Genomic DNA, 14,875 nt, shown 5'->3' with positions numbered 1-14,875 from the left:
CATTCTCCGGCACCCGGTGCACCCAGCCCGGGCTGAAGGTTGCGGCGCTGCCCACATGGCTCAACAACCACGCGGCGGGTCACCGATGCCGGCAGGTCTCCTGGCTTGCGCGATGCGGGTTACCCCGCGCTCCGGCCCGACCTTCCCACGCGTTGCAGCGCAGTGGCCTGCCCCTGGATGGGGCCTAGGGCCGGCGCTTTCACGCCGACAGTTGCTGGGGCAGCCACCGACTGAGGGCAGCGCCCCGCACGGCATTCCCTTTTGGCCTGCTCGCGCAGGACCGACATAACATAAGGATATGTTTATATCGGCATTGATGACAAGTCGCATCGCCATCACAAAAAAGCCGCCCCTCCTGCGAGGGGCGGCTCAAGGGCCGGGGCTTGGGGGGGAGGGAGAGCCGCCCCAGCCGAAGGTTCAGCCGCGGCTGGGCACCCACACCGTGCGGTCACGGCCGCCGACGTTCTGCACCACGGGCACCTGGCCCGCGATGCCCCGCTGCGCGGGGCCCTGGATGGAGTAGCTCAGCACCGGCCGGCCCTGGTCGATGCGGCTGATGGTCACGGGGCCGCCGCCCACGATGTTGCCGCGATAGGCGTCGTCATAGACGACATGCTGGCTGGCGAAGTCGCCCTCCAGGCGGGGCGCCTGCTGGGCGAAGGCGGGGGCGGAAGCCATCAGGCTGATGGCGGCGGCGGCGAAAGCGATGCGGTTCATGGTCTGGGTCTCGGTTCTCTGTGGCGAGGCGGCCCTTGCCGCCCGGCGTTGAGAGACAGATGCACCTCCACGAAAAGACTCTCCAATCGAGCCTGCGCATCCACATCATACGCTGGGGTTATGATGCGACTGCCGTAGGGCGGATGCCACGCAGACGCGCGGGCAGTTCGGCGATCAGCGTATCCGCCAGCGCCCGCACCCGGGCCGGCATGTGCCGGATGGAGGGCCAGACGAGAAAGACCGGGGGCCCCGCCGCCCGCCAACCCGGCAACACCCGCTGCAAGCCGCGGGTGGCCGCGCCGTATTTCGGAGCCAGCGTGATGCCGAGCCCGGCCTGGGCCAAGGCCATGGCACCCAGCAATTCATCCGCACGATGGTGCACGTTCACCGGCAGGCTCATGCCCACCCCAGCTTCCGCCTCGGCTTCCAGCTGCCAGTAACCACGTCCACTATCGAGTGTACCGCCAATCAACCGGTGGCGCGCCAGATCCTCCGGGGTTTCGGGCGTACCATGCCGCGCCAGATAGGCGGGGGAAGCATAGAGCGCGATTTCCACCACCCCCAGCTTGCGCACCACCAGCTCCTGCCCGCCGGGGCGGCCCCCCCTGACGGCCAGATCGATATTGGTGGCCGACAGGTCGAGCGCCTGGGTGCCCAGCAGGCTTTCAACCGTCACGTCCGGATGCAGCGCCGTGAAGCCGGCGATGACCGGGGCCAGCACATCGGTGAACATCATGGTGGTGGTCGCCAGGCGGATATTGCCTGACAGTGAACCGCGCCGGGCGACAACGCCGGTTTCCACCTCATCCAGCCGGTCGAGAATCTCTACCGCCTGCTGATAGAAGTCCTGCCCGGCCTCGGTGACCGAAACGCCGCGTTTGCTGCGGCGCAACAGCTCGACCCCCAGACGGGATTCCAGATTGGCCAGGGTGCGGGAGACAGCGGGTTGGCTGACATGCAGTTGCTCCGCGGCGTGGGTGACATTTCCCACCTCCACAGTGCGGCGGAATACCAGCAGTTCATGAAAGCGGTCCATGGCAACGCCAGATAGGATGCCCGGCGCCATAGTTCATCATCTATTCTCGCAGATCACCGTTGAATCTGCCGGGAAAATGGGAGCGCCGCTCAGGTAACGACGCGCCGCCCCAGATAGGCATGGATGCCGTCAGCCAGTGAATCCGCCAGACGGGCACGCCAAGCCGGACGGTTCAACGCCGCCTCATCCACCGGATGGGAGAGGAAGCCCAGCTCCACCAAGGCGCTGGGAACATCCGGCGCCTTCAGCACCACGAAACCCGCGCGCCGATGCGGGTTCACCAGCAAGGGCACATCCCCGTTCATCGCGGCCAGCGTGGTGCGGGCAATCCGCTCGCTGCCTTGCCGGGTCTCATCCCGCATCAGGGAGAGCAGGATGCGCTGCACCTCGGGCGTCACGGAAGGCAGGCGCAACCCACCCACCTGATCGGCCAGATTCTCCCGCCGGGCCAGGGCGGCCGCCAAGGGGTCGGAAGCGGTCTCGGACAATGTGTAGATGCTGGCACCCCGGGCTTCCCGCGTGGGCGCGCTGTCGGCATGGATGGACAGCAGCAGCGCGGCATCACGCTGCCGGGCAAAGGCCACACGCCCGGCCAGAGGGATGAAACGATCCTGCGTGCGGGTCATGGCCACGCGGCAGCGGCCGGCGGCTTCCAGCCGGCGGCGCAGCTCCTGCGCGACTGCCAGCACGATCCGCTTTTCCTCCGTGCCGTTGCGGCCGGTGGCCCCTGGGTCCCGGCCGCCATGGCCAGGGTCCAGCACCACCAGCGGCAAGGCCGCGCGGATGGAAGGGGCCGGCGATGCGGGCGCAGGGGCAGGACGGCGGTTCCGGGAGGGCGCGCCCGGCTTACGGGCATCCTGCGCCCCAGCGGCCATCGATGGCGAGCCAAGCACCAGAGCGGCGCCAGCCACCGCGGCACCCAGAAACACCCTGCGCGACCATGTCGGATCGCCTGTCATGAAACCCTGCACCATCCGGCACCCCTATGGCGGGCACCGGTCCCCTGAGTGGTCGCGCATCCCCCGATACGCTGCCTGGATATTATGCCGCCGGGCCGCTGTTTGCACCCGCTTTGTTCGCATGCCCGCCCCCGAATGGAGTTCCTCCCCCGGGGTGCCCCGGAATCAGGCCCTTGCGGGGGCGCGGCACGCTGTTATGGTGAGTGGCCCGGCGATGCAACCGCAGGGCGCAAGCTGGCCTCGGCGCCCGCCCCGGATCGGGGGGGTGTCCGTGCCGCCCGCGGCCTTCTGGGTCCGGCCGAAATTTGGCCAACCCGATTTTGCCGCGAGCCGCCAAGCAGGCGCCCCGTTCACGCACCCGCGGCCCGCCCACCCACCTTCTCGTGGCTGAAGGGCCGTTGGTTGCCATCGCTACACCGCATGAAGCGCCTTGTCGCGCTGATCGCGGCCGGGCGCGAGTGATCCGGTACGGACCGGGGCAACCCCCCAAGGCCGCGCCGCCCGAGAACAAGGATTGCGCAACGCCGCCATGGCTTGCCCGACGACACATTGCCGGTCCTTCTCGGTTTCCGAGACCCCATGCCGCCCCGGTAGAGCGCCCACGCGCCTGCGGGGCCCGGAGCATTACTGTCATGACCAAGCGGATGCTGATCGACGCATCCCACGCGGAGGAAACCCGCGTGGCGGTGCTGGATGGGTCGCGCCTTGAGGAATTCGACCTCGAAGCGGCCCATCGCCTCCCGCTAAAGGGCAATATCTACCTGGCCAAGGTGGTCCGGGTGGAACCCAGCCTGCAGGCCGCCTTTGTTGAGTATGGCGGCAATCGCCATGGCTTCCTGGCCTTCAGCGAAATCCACCCCGACTACTACCAGATCCCGGTCGCGGACCGGCAGAAGCTGGTCGAGTTGCAGGAAGCCGAGGCCCGCGAGGCCGCCGAGGAAGAGGAGCGGGCCGAAGCCCGCGCCGCCGAGCGCCGCGCCCGCAAGGCCGCCATCGCCGAACAGCGCCGCACTGTAGAGGTCGGGTTGGAAGCTGCCCTGGCCGCCGAAGCCGCGGAACCTGTCGCCCCCGAACTGCCGGCCGAAGCCGCCCCCGCCGCGGAAACCACCGCCGATGCGGCTGCCGGTGTCGAATCCGTCGAGCAGGACATGGCCCCGCCCGAGGTGATCGGCGAGGCCCCGGCAGCCGAGGCCGCCCCTTCCGACGAGGAAGAGGATGACGAAGGCCCCTCCGAGGACCCTTCCCGCCGTGTGCCGCCGAAATTCCTGCGCAACTACAAGATCCAGGAAGTCATCCGCCGCCGGCAGATCCTGCTGATCCAGGTCGTGAAGGAGGAGCGCGGCGGCAAGGGTGCCGCACTCACCACCTACATCTCGCTGGCCGGCCGTTATTCCGTGCTGATGCCCAACAGCCCGCGCGGCGGCGGCGTTTCCCGCAAGATCACCTCCATCTCCGACCGGCGCCGCCTGCGTGAGGCGATCGACGAGTTGGACATGCCCAATGGCATGTCCCTGATCGTCCGCACCGCCGGCGCCCAGCGGCCCAAGCCCGAGATCAAGCGGGATTGCGAGTATCTGCTGCGCCTGTGGGACAATATCCGCGAGCGCACGCTGCAATCCATCGCCCCCGCGCTGATCTATGAGGAAGCCGACCTCATCAAGCGCTCCATCCGCGACGGGTACGCCCGGGACGTGGAGGAGATCGTGGTCGATGGCGAGGACGCCTATCAGCAGGCGCGCGAGTTCATGCGCATGCTGATGCCGGACAACGCCCGCAAGATTCAGGCCTATCGCGAAGGCCCGATGCCGCTCTTTGCCCGGTTCGGGGTGGAGCAGCAACTCGATGCGATGCACTCGCCCACGGTGCAGCTGAAGTCCGGCGGCTATCTGGTCATCAACCAGACCGAGGCGCTGGTCGCCATCGACGTGAACTCGGGCCGCGCGACGCGTGAGCGCAACATCGAGGACACGGCGTATCGCACCAACCTCGAAGCCGCGGACGAGATCGCGCGGCAGCTGCGCCTGCGGGACCTGGCGGGGCTGATCGTCGTCGATTTCATCGACATGGAGTCCTCCAAGCACGATACGGCGGTGGAACGGCGCCTGAAGGATGCGCTGCGCAATGACCGCGCCCGCATTCAGGTCGGCCGGATCAGCCATTTCGGCCTGCTGGAGATGTCGCGCCAGCGCCTGCGTCCCAGCCTGATCGAGCAGACCTTCGTCACCTGCGAGCATTGCGCCGGCCGCGGCCTGGTCCGCAGCCCGGAAAGTGCCGCGATCCATGTCCTGCGCGCGATCGAGGAGGAAGGCGCCAAGCGCCGCGCCGCCGAGATCCTGGTGCATGTGCGACCCGAGATCGCGATGTATCTGCTGAACCGCAAGCGCGAGCGGCTGAGCCAGATCGAGGAGCGCTTCGGCATGACGGTGCAGTTCGGGGTGGATGACACCCTGACCGGCGCCACCCTGCTGCGCATCGAGCGCCTGCGCGCCACGGAAACCCGCCCCTTGGAGGACCGCCCGGCCAGCGCCGTACGCATGGATTATGCGCCTGAGCCTGTGGCTGAGGACGTGCTGCCCGAGGAAGTTGCCGAAGAAACCGAGGCCGCCGTCGAGACCACGGCCGAGGAGCGCGCCGAGAGCGAAGCCGAGGGCCGCCGCCGCCGTCGCCGTCGCCGCCGTCGCGGCCGTGACGACCGGGGCCCGTCCGAAGGCGCCGAAGCCTCCAGCACGGAGGACACGCAGGCCGAGGAAGGCGAGGAATCGCAGGACAACGCCGAGGAGGACAAGGCCGAGGAAGCCTCCGCCGCCGAGGCCGCCCCCGATGACAGCTTCGGTGAGGATGGCCCGCGCCGTCGCCGCCGCGGCCGTCGTGGCGGCCGCCGCCGGAGCGAGGAAGGTGCTGACACCGAGGCCCAGGCTGGCGAACCCGCCCCTGAAACCGAGGTCGCTGCCGCCCCCGTGGTGACCGCTGCACCTGAGCGGCCTCGCCCTGCGCCTCGCCCTGCGCCTCGCCCCGAGCCTCGCCCCACTTGGCAGGGCCCGACCCCGGCCGACCCGTTCGCCAATTCCGTGGACCCCATCATGGCGGCCATGGAAGCGGCCGAGTTGGCGGCGGAACAGGCAGCCAGCCGTCCGGTGACCCCGGTGCCGGCCCCCGTGCCTGCTCCGGTCACTGCTCCCGCCCCCGTGGTTGAGGCGCCCGCGCCGGTCGCCAAGGCACCGGTCGCAGCCCCCGCCGCCGTGGAATCCGCTTCGGCCGAGCCCCTCGTGGCGCCGCCGGTGCAGCCCAAGGTGCTGGCCGTGACGGAATCGGCGGTGCCGGCCAGCGCGCCCGCCCCGGTTGTCGCTCCGCTGCCGCCCGCGGCCGCTCCGCTGGAGGAAGCGGAGGCTGTTTCCGCCACGCTGGTGCAGCCCAAGGTGATCAGCGCCAGCGACACCGCCCCCAAGCGCGGCGGTTGGTGGCGCAAGTAACAGGTGTTCGGGGGCAGGGCTCACGCTCTGCCCCCTTGCCCTGCCGGCCCCCAGGCCGCATACACCGCCGATCATGCGAGCAGACGCCACACAATTGCACGAGCAGATCACCGCTTCGGTGTCCCTGCTGAGGAGGCATCTTTGACTGGGATGCCGCAACACGCCGCCTCGAGGAGCTGAACGCTCGGGCGGAGGACCCTACCCTCTGGAACAATGCCGATCAGGCCCAGAAGCTGATGCGGGAACGCACGCGGCTGGATACCCAGATCAATGGCGTGACCAAGCTTGAACAGGACGTGCGCGACGCGCTGGAACTGATCGAGCTGGCCGAGATGGAAGAAGACACCGCGACCGCCGATGCGGCCGTGGCCGATCTTCAGCTTCTGGCCGCCGAAGCCAAGCGGCGTGAGATCGAGAGCCTGCTGTCCGGCGAGGCCGATCCCAACGATGCCTATCTGGAAGTGAACGCCGGCGCCGGCGGCACCGAGGCCCAGGACTGGGCCCAGATGCTGCTGCGCATGTACATGCGCTGGGCCGAGATGCGCGGCTACAAGGTGACGCTGACCGAGCAATCCGAAGGCGAGCAGGCCGGCATCAAGTCGGCCACGCTACAGATCAGCGGCCCCAACGCCTTCGGCTGGCTGAAGACCGAAACGGGCGTGCACCGGCTGGTGCGCATCAGCCCCTTCGACGCGGCCGCCCGCCGCCAGACCAGCTTCGCCAGCGTCTATGTCTATCCGGTGATCGACGACAAGATCGAGATCGAGATCAATCCGGCCGACATCAAGACGGACACCTTCCGGGCTTCCGGCGCTGGCGGGCAGCACGTGAACAAGACGGAATCGGGCGTGCGCTTCACGCATATCCCGACCGGCATCGTCGCGGCCTCCACCCAGGACCGCAGCCAGCACCGCAACCGCGTCATCGCGATGGATATGCTGAAGGCGCGCCTGTACGAGCTGGAACTGCGCAAGCGCGAGGCCATCAGCGACGGCATCGAAGCCGGCAAGACCGACATCGGCTGGGGCCATCAGATCCGCAACTATGTGTTGCAGCCCTATCAGCTGGTGAAGGATCTGCGGACGAACCTCGAAAAAGGCAATCCGGACGCGGTGCTGGATGGCGAGATCGACGAGTTCATGGCCGCCGCCCTGGCGCAACGCGCCGGCAGCACCCGCAGCGAGGCCAGCGCCTCCGCGCGCTGAGCCCTGTTGACAGCACGCCCTGCTTGCGGCCCCGTGGCCGCAACGCAGGAAACGGGTAAACGGAACGCATGCTGCCGCGTGGTGAACGCATCTATGCCATCGGAGATATCCATGGCTGCCTGGACAAGCTGAAGGCCCTGCACGCGGCCATCCGCGCGGATCTGAAGGCCTATCCCATCGCCCGCCCGCTGGTGGTGCACCTGGGTGACTACATCGACCGCGGGCCGGACAGCGCGGGCGTGGTGCGCACCCTGATGCGCTTCGACCTGCCGAGCATCTTCCTGAAGGGCAATCACGAAGCCACAGCCCTGGCCGCCATGGAGGGCGAAGGGGCCGCCTGCGCCGATTGGCTGGCCTATGGCGGCGATGCCGCGCTGCGCAGCTGGGGGCTGGACCCGGCGGGCCCCCGCACCGCCTGGCGCCCACCCACCGAGCATGTGGCCTGGATGCGCCAGTTGCGCCTGAGCCACCGGCAAGGTGGCTATCTGTTCGTGCATGCGGGCATCCGCCCCGGCGTGTCGATCGACGAGCAGGATCCGGAGGATCTGCTGCGCATTCGCCGTCCCTTCCTGGACAGCGAGGCGGAGCACGGCGTGGTGGTGGTGCATGGCCACACCCCCACGCGGGGCCGCACCCCCGAACGCCACAGCAACCGGGTCAACCTGGACACGGGCGCCGTGTTCGGCGGCCCGTTGACCTGCGGCGTATTCGAGGGTGAGAAGCTGGAGTTCCTGTCGGCCTAAACCGGCAGGGTCTTGTGGAAGAACAGCGTGTCGAAGACGCGCCCGGTTTCATCCATGACATAGCCCGGAACACGCCCGGTCTCCGTCCAGCCCAGGGCACGGTAGAGCGGCTCGGCCTTGTCGCCCGCGCGCGTGTCCAGCGTCAGCAGCTTGCGGCCCAGGCGCTGGGCGCTCTGCTCCGCCCGTTGCAGCAGATGGCGGCCAATGCCCAGGCGCTGCGCCGAGGGATGCACCAGCAGCTTCTCGATCTCCGCCCGATGCCGCTGGTTCTGCGGCGTGGACAGCCGCAGCTGCACCGTGCCGGCGATCCGCCCTTCATGCCAGGCGGCCAGCAGGATACGATCGCCCGCCGCCACCTCGCCAGAGATCCGGCGCCAATAGGCCTGCGCCTCATGCTTCGCCAGCGGCTTCAAGAAGGAGACGAAGGCGCCATCCTCCACGCAGGCCATCAGGATCTCGGTCAGCCGCAGCTCCACGCTCGTGGCGGCCGCGGCGTCCAGGATATCCACCACCAGCCCGCTCAGCGGCTTGGCGTAGCGGAACTCCAGGGATTTCGAGAGGTCATCCAGGATCCGGATAGCCCCCTGCCGGACAAAGCCCCGCTTCTCGTAGAACTTGTGCGCTCCGGCGAAGCGAGTGTCGGTCCAGAGGATCAGCCGCTCCGCGCCTTGCTCACGCGCGTGGTTTTCGGCCTGGTCCAACAGGCGATGCGCGAGGCCCGTGCCCCGCGCCGCCTTGTCCACATACATGCGGCAGATTTCCCAGGCCTGGTCGGAGCCGTGCGGGCGCACGCCGACCATGCCCTGGGGCACGCCGTCCGGCCCTTCGGCCAGCCAGACGCGCCCACCCTGCCCTTCGAACCAGCTCGCCAGATGGTGCAGTTCCGGCAGTTCCGCATCCACATCGAAGACAACGCCCGGGAATTCCGCCCAGGCGTCGCCGATCAGGCGAATGTAGTGCGCGGCATCCGCATCCTGCCCGGCGCGGATGGTCACGACAGACCCTTGCAGAACTCCTGAATGCGGATGCAGGCGTCACGCAGGGTCTCGCGGTCCGTGGCGTAGCTGATGCGGATATAGGGGCTCATGCCATAGGCCGCGCCCTGCACGGTGGCCACATACTTCTCCTCGAGCAGCGCCATGGCGAAATCCGTGTCGCTCTCGATCTTGCGGCCACCCGCCGAGGTCTTGCCCAGGCAACCCGCGATGTCCGGGAACACGTAGAAAGCGCCTTCCGGCTTATGGCAGATCATGCCCGGGGCACCGTTCAGCAGCTCCACCACCAGATCGCGGCGGGCACGATATTCCTCGCGGCGCTCCGCCACCAGATCCTGCGGGCCTTCCAGCGCGGCGACCGCGGCAGCCTGGCTGACCGTGGAAATGCCGCTGGTCGCCTGGCCTTGCATGTTGATCATGCCCTTCACCAGCGCCTTCGGGCCGCCGCAGAAGCCCACGCGCCAGCCGGTCATGGCATAGGTCTTGGACACGCCGTTCACCGTCAGCACCCGGTCCTTCAGGCGCGGCTCCACCTCGGCGATCGTGCAGAATTCGAAGCCGTCATAGATCAGGTGCTCGTACATATCGTCCGTCATCACCCACACATGAGGGTGGCGGAGCAGCACATCGGCGATGGCCTGCATGTCGGCGCGCGAGCAGGCGGCGCCAGTCGGGTTGTTCGGGAAGTTCAGCAGCACCCACTTGGTCTTGGGGGTGATCGCCGCCTCAAGATCTTCGGCGCGCAAGCGGAACCCGTTGTTCTGCGGGCAGCTCACGGTCTTCGGCACGCCACCGGCCACCTTGGCCATGTCGGCGTAGCTGATCCAGTAGGGGGCGGGGATCACCACCTCATCGCCCGGGTTCAGCGTGGCCATGAAGGCGTTGAAGATGATCTGCTTGCCGCCATTGGCGACCATGATCTCGTCCAGCGCGTAGTCGAGGTTGTTGTCGCGCTTGAACTTCTTCTGGATGGCCAGCTTGAGCGCCTTGGTACCATCCTGCGGCGGATACTTCGTGTCCCCGGCCAGCGCCGCCTTGTGCGCGGCCTCGATGGCATGGGCGGGCGACGGGAAATCGGGTTCACCGGTGTTGAGGCTGATCACCTCAATGCCCTGGGCCGCGAGCTCCCGCGCTTTCACCCCCATCACCACGGAGGCGGACATCTTCACGTCGTTGAGCCGGTCGGCAAGGGCGGGCATGGCGTTATCCTCAAAGGCAAAAGAGCGCCGGAGGCTAATGCCGGAACCTCCGCGCGCCAACCCGGGCAGCGCGCGGATTTACGCCAAAAATCAATCCGCGTAGGCGCCGGAGGCCTGGATGATGGGCCGCCAGCGCGCCACCTCGGCAGCCAGGAAGCGGCGATGGTATTCGGGCGTGGCGCGCTCCGCCACCACCGGCACCGTCACCAGCTCCGCGAAGCGCTGGATCACACGCGGGGCCTGCAGGGCACGCTGCAAAGCAACGGAGAAGCGGTTCACCAGAGCCTCATCCGTGCCGCGCGGAGCATAGAGGGCGTGCCACACGCTCATGGTCAGGTCGCCGTGGCCGGCCTCCAGCGCGGTGGGCACACCATCCAGCACGGGGCCGGGCAGGCGCGTCTCCGAGGCCACGGCGAAGGCACGCACCCGGTTCTCCCGTACCAAGGGCGCCAGGATAGTGGCCTGGCCGGCATAAAGATCGAGGCGCCCGGCCATCAATTCCGTGGTGGCCGGGGCGGAGCCGCGGAAGCCGACGGCGGTCAGGTTCGTGCCGGCCTCTCGCTGCAGCAGCATGCCCGCCAGATGATCGCTGCTGCCCTGGCCCGAATGGCCGATGGTCAGCTTGTCGCCTTCGCTGCGCATCTTGGCAAGCAGTTCGTTCAGGTTCGCCGCCGGGAAGTCGGAGCGGGCAACCACCATCTGCGGCACCTCGGTGACCAACCCGATGGGGGCGAAGCTTTCTTCCACATTGAAGGGCAGCCGGCGATAGAGCGTGGCGGCGCTGGCCAGGCCGATATGATGCATCAACAGCGTAGTGCCATCGGGGCGCGCCTGCGCCACCCGGGCGGCGGCAATGGTGCCGCCGGCACCGGTCACATTCTCCACCACCATCTGCGCTTCCAGATGCGGCCCCATGTATTCCGCCATCAGGCGGGAGATCAGGTCTGTGGGCCCGCCCGCGGCGAATGGGCACATGATGGTGATGCTGCGCGACTGGGCCTGTGCCAGCGCTGGGGCAGCCAATGCGGACGCAATAAGGGCGCGGCGGCGCATGATGTTCTCTCCCGGACGTTATTCTTGCATGCAAGTTAGCATGGAACACCGTGCGGCGGAACAGGCAACAAAAAACCCGCCGGATCGCTCCGGCGGGTTTCTGTCTTCTGGTCCCGGAAGGGATCAGCAGGAGTAGTACATCTCGAACTCGACCGGGTGCGGGGTGTGCTCGAAGCGATACACTTCCTGCCACTTCAGCTCGATGTAGCTCTCGATCTGGTCCTTCGAGAACACGTCGCCAGCCAGCAGGAAGTCATGGTCGGCAGCCAGCGCGCCCAGGGCTTCACGCAGCGAACCGCACACCGTCGGGATGCCCTTCAGCTCCTCGGGGGGCAGGTCGTACAGATCCTTGTCCATGGCTTCGCCCGGGTGGATCTTGTTCTTGATGCCGTCGAGGCCGGCCATCAGCATGGCGGCGAAGGCGAGGTAGGGGTTCGCCGTCGGATCCGGGAAGCGGACCTCCACGCGCTTGGCCTTGGGGCTCGTCGCGTAGGGGATGCGGCAGGAGGCGGAACGGTTGCGGGCCGAATAGGCCAGCAGCACGGGGGCCTCGAAGCCCGGGATCAGGCGCTTGTAGGAGTTGGTGGACGGGTTCGTGAAGGCGTTCAGCGCCTTCGCGTGCTTGATGATGCCACCGATGTAGTACAGCGCCGTGTCGGACAGGTCGGCATAGCCGTTGCCCGCGAACACCGGCTTGTTGCCCTTCCAGATGGACTGGTGGACGTGCATGCCCGAGCCGTTGTCGCCGTAGATCGGCTTCGGCATGAAGGTGGCGGACTTGCCGTAGCTGTGGGCCACATTGTGGATCACATACTTGTAGATCTGCATGAAGTCGGCCTGCTTCACCAGTGTGCCGAACTTCGTGCCGAGCTCGTGCTGGCTCTGCGCCACCTCATGGTGATGCTTCTCGCCGGGCACGCCCATCTCGATCATGGTGGACAGCATCTCGGCGCGCAGGTCGACTTCGCTGTCAACCGGGTTCACCGGGAAGTAGCCACCCTTCACGCCCGGGCGATGGCCCATGTTGCCTTCCGGGAAGTCCTTCAGGCCGGCGTCGGGGCCCTCGATGCTCTCGAGCTTGTAGATGCCGTAGTTGCCGCCCGTGCCGAACTTCACGTTGTCGAACACGAAGAATTCGGCCTCGGGGCCGAAGAAGGCGGTGTCACCGATGCCGGTGCTCTTCAGGTACTCTTCGGCCTTCTTGGCGGTCGAGCGCGGGTCGCGGTTGTAGCGCTGGCCGGTCGAGGGCTCATAGATGTCGCAGAACAGGATCAGCTGCGGCTTGGCCGAGAACGGATCCATGCAGGCGGAGCCCGCATCCGGCATCAGGATCATGTCGGACTCGTTGATCGCCTTCCAGCCAGCGATCGACGAACCGTCGAACATGAAGCCTTCCTCAAACACCTCGGGCTCGATGGTGGACACGTGCTGTGCCGTGTGCTGCCACTTGCCGCGGGGGTCGGTGAACCGGAGGTCAACGTACTCGACGCTGTTCTCCTTGATCATTTCCATGACCTTGGCAACGGCGTCGTTGGGCTTCTTCGCCATGAGGGTCTCCTGCTAGTCAGCGTCCCAGTGAGATGGTTCCGGCGGATATCCGCCGCTGCCTCGATCCTGGCCCGGGACGCTCTCCCCAGCCGGCGCGGCAAAGTTCTGGGCGCCCCGACCGGGACGCCCGGAATGGGTCAGACCGCGTCCTCGCCCCGTTCGCCGGTGCGGATGCGGATCACTTCCTCAATGGTGGAGACGAAGATCTTGCCATCGCCGATGCGGCCCGTGCGGGCGGCGGCCATGATGGCCTCGATGGCGCGCTCGGCGAGTGCGTCGTCGCACACCACCTCGATCTTCACCTTGGGCAGGAAGTCCACCACGTATTCGGCGCCGCGATACAGCTCCGTATGGCCCTTCTGGCGCCCGAAACCCTTGGCCTCGACGACCGTCAGCCCTTGCAGGCCGATGTCGTGGAGGGCGTCCTTCACCTCGTCGAGCTTGAAGGGCTTGATGATGGCTTCGATCTTCTTCATCGCGTCCTGTCTTGCCGGGGCGTTTCCGGAATGTTGGCCCGCCACGCAAATGCACCTTGGGGCGAGCACTCATGGCATGGGAGTGCAGTAGGCCACAATCCGGGGGGTGGTGACTAGCTCCGCGAAACCGCGCTGGAATGATTGGATCTTACGCGGGCAGCCCACAAAATGGGCAATCGCTGGCCCCTTCTTGCGCAGCCAGCCATCGCGCCCGATAAATACCCGGCCGCATCCAGGAACCCCCGGAACCACCATGTCTGAAGCAGCGCCGAACAGCCCCGCGAGTCGTCCCCAGAACACCATCCTCTCGGGCATCGGCACCACGATCTTCACCGTGATGAGCGCGCTTGCGACCGAACATGGCGCGATCAACCTGGGCCAGGGCTTCCCGGATTACGACGGGCCGCCCGATGTGATCGACGCCGCCGCCGCGGCGCTGAAGGACGGCCGCAACCAGTATCCGCCCCTGACCGGCGTGCCGGAACTGCGCCAGGCCGTCGCCGCCCACAATGAACGTTTCTATGGCATTCAGGTGGATCCGAGTGCCGAGGTTGTGGTCACTTCCGGCGCGACCGAAGCCATCACTGCCTGTTTGATGGCCGTGCTGAACCCGGGTGACGAAGTCGTGCTCCTTGAGCCGCTGTATGACACCTATGTCCCCACGGTACGGCTGCTGGGCGCCGTGCCCAAGCTGGTGCGCCTGCAGCCGCCGCATTGGGATCTGCCGCGCGCGGAGTTGGCCGCGGCCTTCTCGCCCCGGACCAAGGCGATCCTGTTCAACACGCCGATGAACCCCACCGGCAAGGTGTTCACCGAAGCCGAGCTGGCCTTCATCGCCGAACTGGTGCGCAAGCACGACTGCTACGCCATCTGCGACGAGGTGTATGAGCACCTGATCTTCGATGGCTGGAAGCACCGCCCGCTGATGTCGGTGCCCGGCATGCGCCAGCGCTGCATGCGCATCGGCAGCGCCGGCAAGACCTTCAACCTGACCGGCTGGAAGGTGGGCTACATCACCTGCGACCGAGTGCTGCAGCCCAATGTGGCCAAGGCGCACCAGAACCTGACCTTCACCACCGCACCCAATCTGCAGCGCGGCGTGGCGGTGGGGCTGGCGAAGGATGACAGCTACTTCACGACACTCGCCGATACGCTGCAGTCCAAGCGCGACCTGATGCGTGAGGGGCTGGCCGATCTGGGCTTCGGCGTGCTGGAAACCCGCGGCACCTACTTCATCACCGTCGATGTCCGCCCCCTGGGCTGGACCGGGGATGATGTGGCCTTCTGCCGCGCCATCACGGAAGAAGCGAAGGTGACGGCGATCCCGAATAGCGCCTTCTACGCCGCGCCGAGCGCGCCCGACCATTATGTGCGCTTCGCCTTCTGCAAGAATGACGCCCTGCTGACCGAGGCGCTGGGCCGCCTGCGCGCCTGGATCCAGGGCGGCCAAGCGCGCCGTTGAAGTTTTTTCGCG

The 14,875-nt window shown here is 67.3% G+C and carries 12 protein-coding genes and 1 riboswitch; of the genes, 4 read left to right on the top strand and 8 right to left on the bottom strand.

Features of this window, described 5'->3' with window-relative positions; genetic code table 11:
• Positions 1-73: 73 nt before the first annotated feature.
• Positions 74-300, bottom strand: a riboswitch (cobalamin riboswitch).
• Positions 301-417: 117 nt separating this feature from the next.
• From GT007_RS04280 to GT007_RS04270, 3 genes are all read right to left on the bottom strand, one after another.
• Positions 418-717, bottom strand: coding sequence for a hypothetical protein (locus tag GT007_RS04280; RefSeq protein ID WP_160120312.1), 300 nt, complete (start codon positions 715-717; stop codon positions 418-420).
• 118 nt (positions 718-835) lie between these two features.
• Positions 836-1,753 carry a LysR family transcriptional regulator gene (locus GT007_RS04275; RefSeq protein WP_160120311.1) on the bottom strand — a complete coding sequence of 306 codons (918 nt, stop codon included), beginning with the start codon at positions 1,751-1,753 and terminating at the stop codon, positions 836-838.
• 89 nt (positions 1,754-1,842) lie between these two features.
• Positions 1,843-2,517 (bottom strand): N-acetylmuramoyl-L-alanine amidase family protein, encoded by a 675-nt coding sequence (locus GT007_RS04270; protein WP_236571515.1) that lies wholly within the window; start codon positions 2,515-2,517, stop codon positions 1,843-1,845.
• 827 nt (positions 2,518-3,344) lie between these two features.
• Between GT007_RS04270 and GT007_RS04265 the strand changes: the two genes are divergently transcribed.
• From GT007_RS04265 to GT007_RS04255, 3 genes are all read left to right on the top strand, one after another.
• The gene (locus GT007_RS04265; protein ID WP_160120309.1) at positions 3,345-6,182 is read left to right on the top strand and encodes an Rne/Rng family ribonuclease; all 2,838 of its coding nucleotides are present in this window, start codon (positions 3,345-3,347) and stop codon (positions 6,180-6,182) included.
• 73 nt (positions 6,183-6,255) lie between these two features.
• A protein-coding gene (gene prfB, locus GT007_RS04260) for a peptide chain release factor 2 (RefSeq protein ID WP_160120308.1) occupies positions 6,256-7,387 on the top strand; the annotation gives its coding sequence in 2 pieces (ribosomal slippage) (positions 6,256-6,324 and positions 6,326-7,387; 1,131 coding nt in all).
• Between the two features lie 68 nt (positions 7,388-7,455).
• The gene (locus GT007_RS04255) at positions 7,456-8,130 is read left to right on the top strand and encodes a metallophosphoesterase family protein (protein ID WP_160120307.1); all 675 of its coding nucleotides are present in this window, start codon (positions 7,456-7,458) and stop codon (positions 8,128-8,130) included.
• On the opposite strand, the gene GT007_RS04250 is transcribed toward GT007_RS04255, so the two are convergent.
• From GT007_RS04250 to GT007_RS04230, 5 genes are all read right to left on the bottom strand, one after another.
• Positions 8,127-9,125, bottom strand: a complete 999-nt coding sequence (locus GT007_RS04250; RefSeq protein ID WP_236571497.1) for a GNAT family N-acetyltransferase — start codon at positions 9,123-9,125, stop codon at positions 8,127-8,129. The two genes, GT007_RS04255 and GT007_RS04250, sit on opposite strands and share 4 nt — an antisense overlap.
• Positions 9,122-10,324, bottom strand: coding sequence for a pyridoxal phosphate-dependent aminotransferase (locus tag GT007_RS04245; protein WP_160120306.1), 1,203 nt, complete (start codon positions 10,322-10,324; stop codon positions 9,122-9,124). The genes GT007_RS04250 and GT007_RS04245 overlap by 4 nt, the downstream gene beginning before the upstream one ends.
• A gap of 90 nt (positions 10,325-10,414) precedes the next feature.
• Positions 10,415-11,347, bottom strand: a complete 933-nt coding sequence (locus GT007_RS04240) for a tripartite tricarboxylate transporter substrate-binding protein (protein WP_236571496.1) — start codon at positions 11,345-11,347, stop codon at positions 10,415-10,417.
• 153 nt (positions 11,348-11,500) lie between these two features.
• Positions 11,501-12,925 (bottom strand): type I glutamate--ammonia ligase, encoded by a 1,425-nt coding sequence (gene glnA / locus GT007_RS04235; RefSeq protein WP_160120304.1) that lies wholly within the window; start codon positions 12,923-12,925, stop codon positions 11,501-11,503.
• Between the two features lie 137 nt (positions 12,926-13,062).
• Positions 13,063-13,401: a P-II family nitrogen regulator gene (locus tag GT007_RS04230; RefSeq protein ID WP_127785624.1), complete on the bottom strand. Its 339-nt coding sequence runs from the start codon at positions 13,399-13,401 to the stop codon at positions 13,063-13,065.
• Between the two features lie 253 nt (positions 13,402-13,654).
• On the opposite strand from GT007_RS04230, the gene GT007_RS04225 reads away from it, so the two are divergent.
• On the top strand, positions 13,655-14,863 hold the full coding sequence (locus GT007_RS04225; RefSeq protein WP_160120303.1) for an aminotransferase: 1,209 nt from the start codon (positions 13,655-13,657) through the stop codon (positions 14,861-14,863).
• Positions 14,864-14,875: the final 12 nt, after the last annotated feature.

The organism is Rhodovarius lipocyclicus (assembly GCF_009900765.1).
Lineage (GTDB): Bacteria > Pseudomonadota > Alphaproteobacteria > Acetobacterales > Acetobacteraceae > Rhodovarius > Rhodovarius lipocyclicus.
The sequence above is the reverse complement of the archived record's forward strand: the minus strand, read 5'-3'. Positions and strand labels throughout refer to the sequence as shown.

What these genes read in the sequence shown, in the direction of transcription:
- GT007_RS04275 (WP_160120311.1), bottom strand. Translation starts at nt 1,753, where the DNA reads ATGGACCGCTTTCATGAACTGCTGGTATTCCGCCGCACTGTGGAGGTG.
- GT007_RS04255 (WP_160120307.1), top strand. Translation starts at nt 7,456, where the DNA reads ATGCTGCCGCGTGGTGAACGCATCTATGCCATCGGAGATATCCATGGC.
- GT007_RS04245 (WP_160120306.1), bottom strand. Translation starts at nt 10,324, where the DNA reads ATGCCCGCCCTTGCCGACCGGCTCAACGACGTGAAGATGTCCGCCTCC.
- GT007_RS04230 (WP_127785624.1), bottom strand. Translation starts at nt 13,401, where the DNA reads ATGAAGAAGATCGAAGCCATCATCAAGCCCTTCAAGCTCGACGAGGTG.
- glnA (WP_160120304.1), bottom strand. Translation starts at nt 12,925, where the DNA reads ATGGCGAAGAAGCCCAACGACGCCGTTGCCAAGGTCATGGAAATGATC.
- GT007_RS04225 (WP_160120303.1), top strand. Translation starts at nt 13,655, where the DNA reads ATGTCTGAAGCAGCGCCGAACAGCCCCGCGAGTCGTCCCCAGAACACC.
- GT007_RS04280 (WP_160120312.1), bottom strand. Translation starts at nt 717, where the DNA reads ATGAACCGCATCGCTTTCGCCGCCGCCGCCATCAGCCTGATGGCTTCC.
- GT007_RS04265 (WP_160120309.1), top strand. Translation starts at nt 3,345, where the DNA reads ATGACCAAGCGGATGCTGATCGACGCATCCCACGCGGAGGAAACCCGC.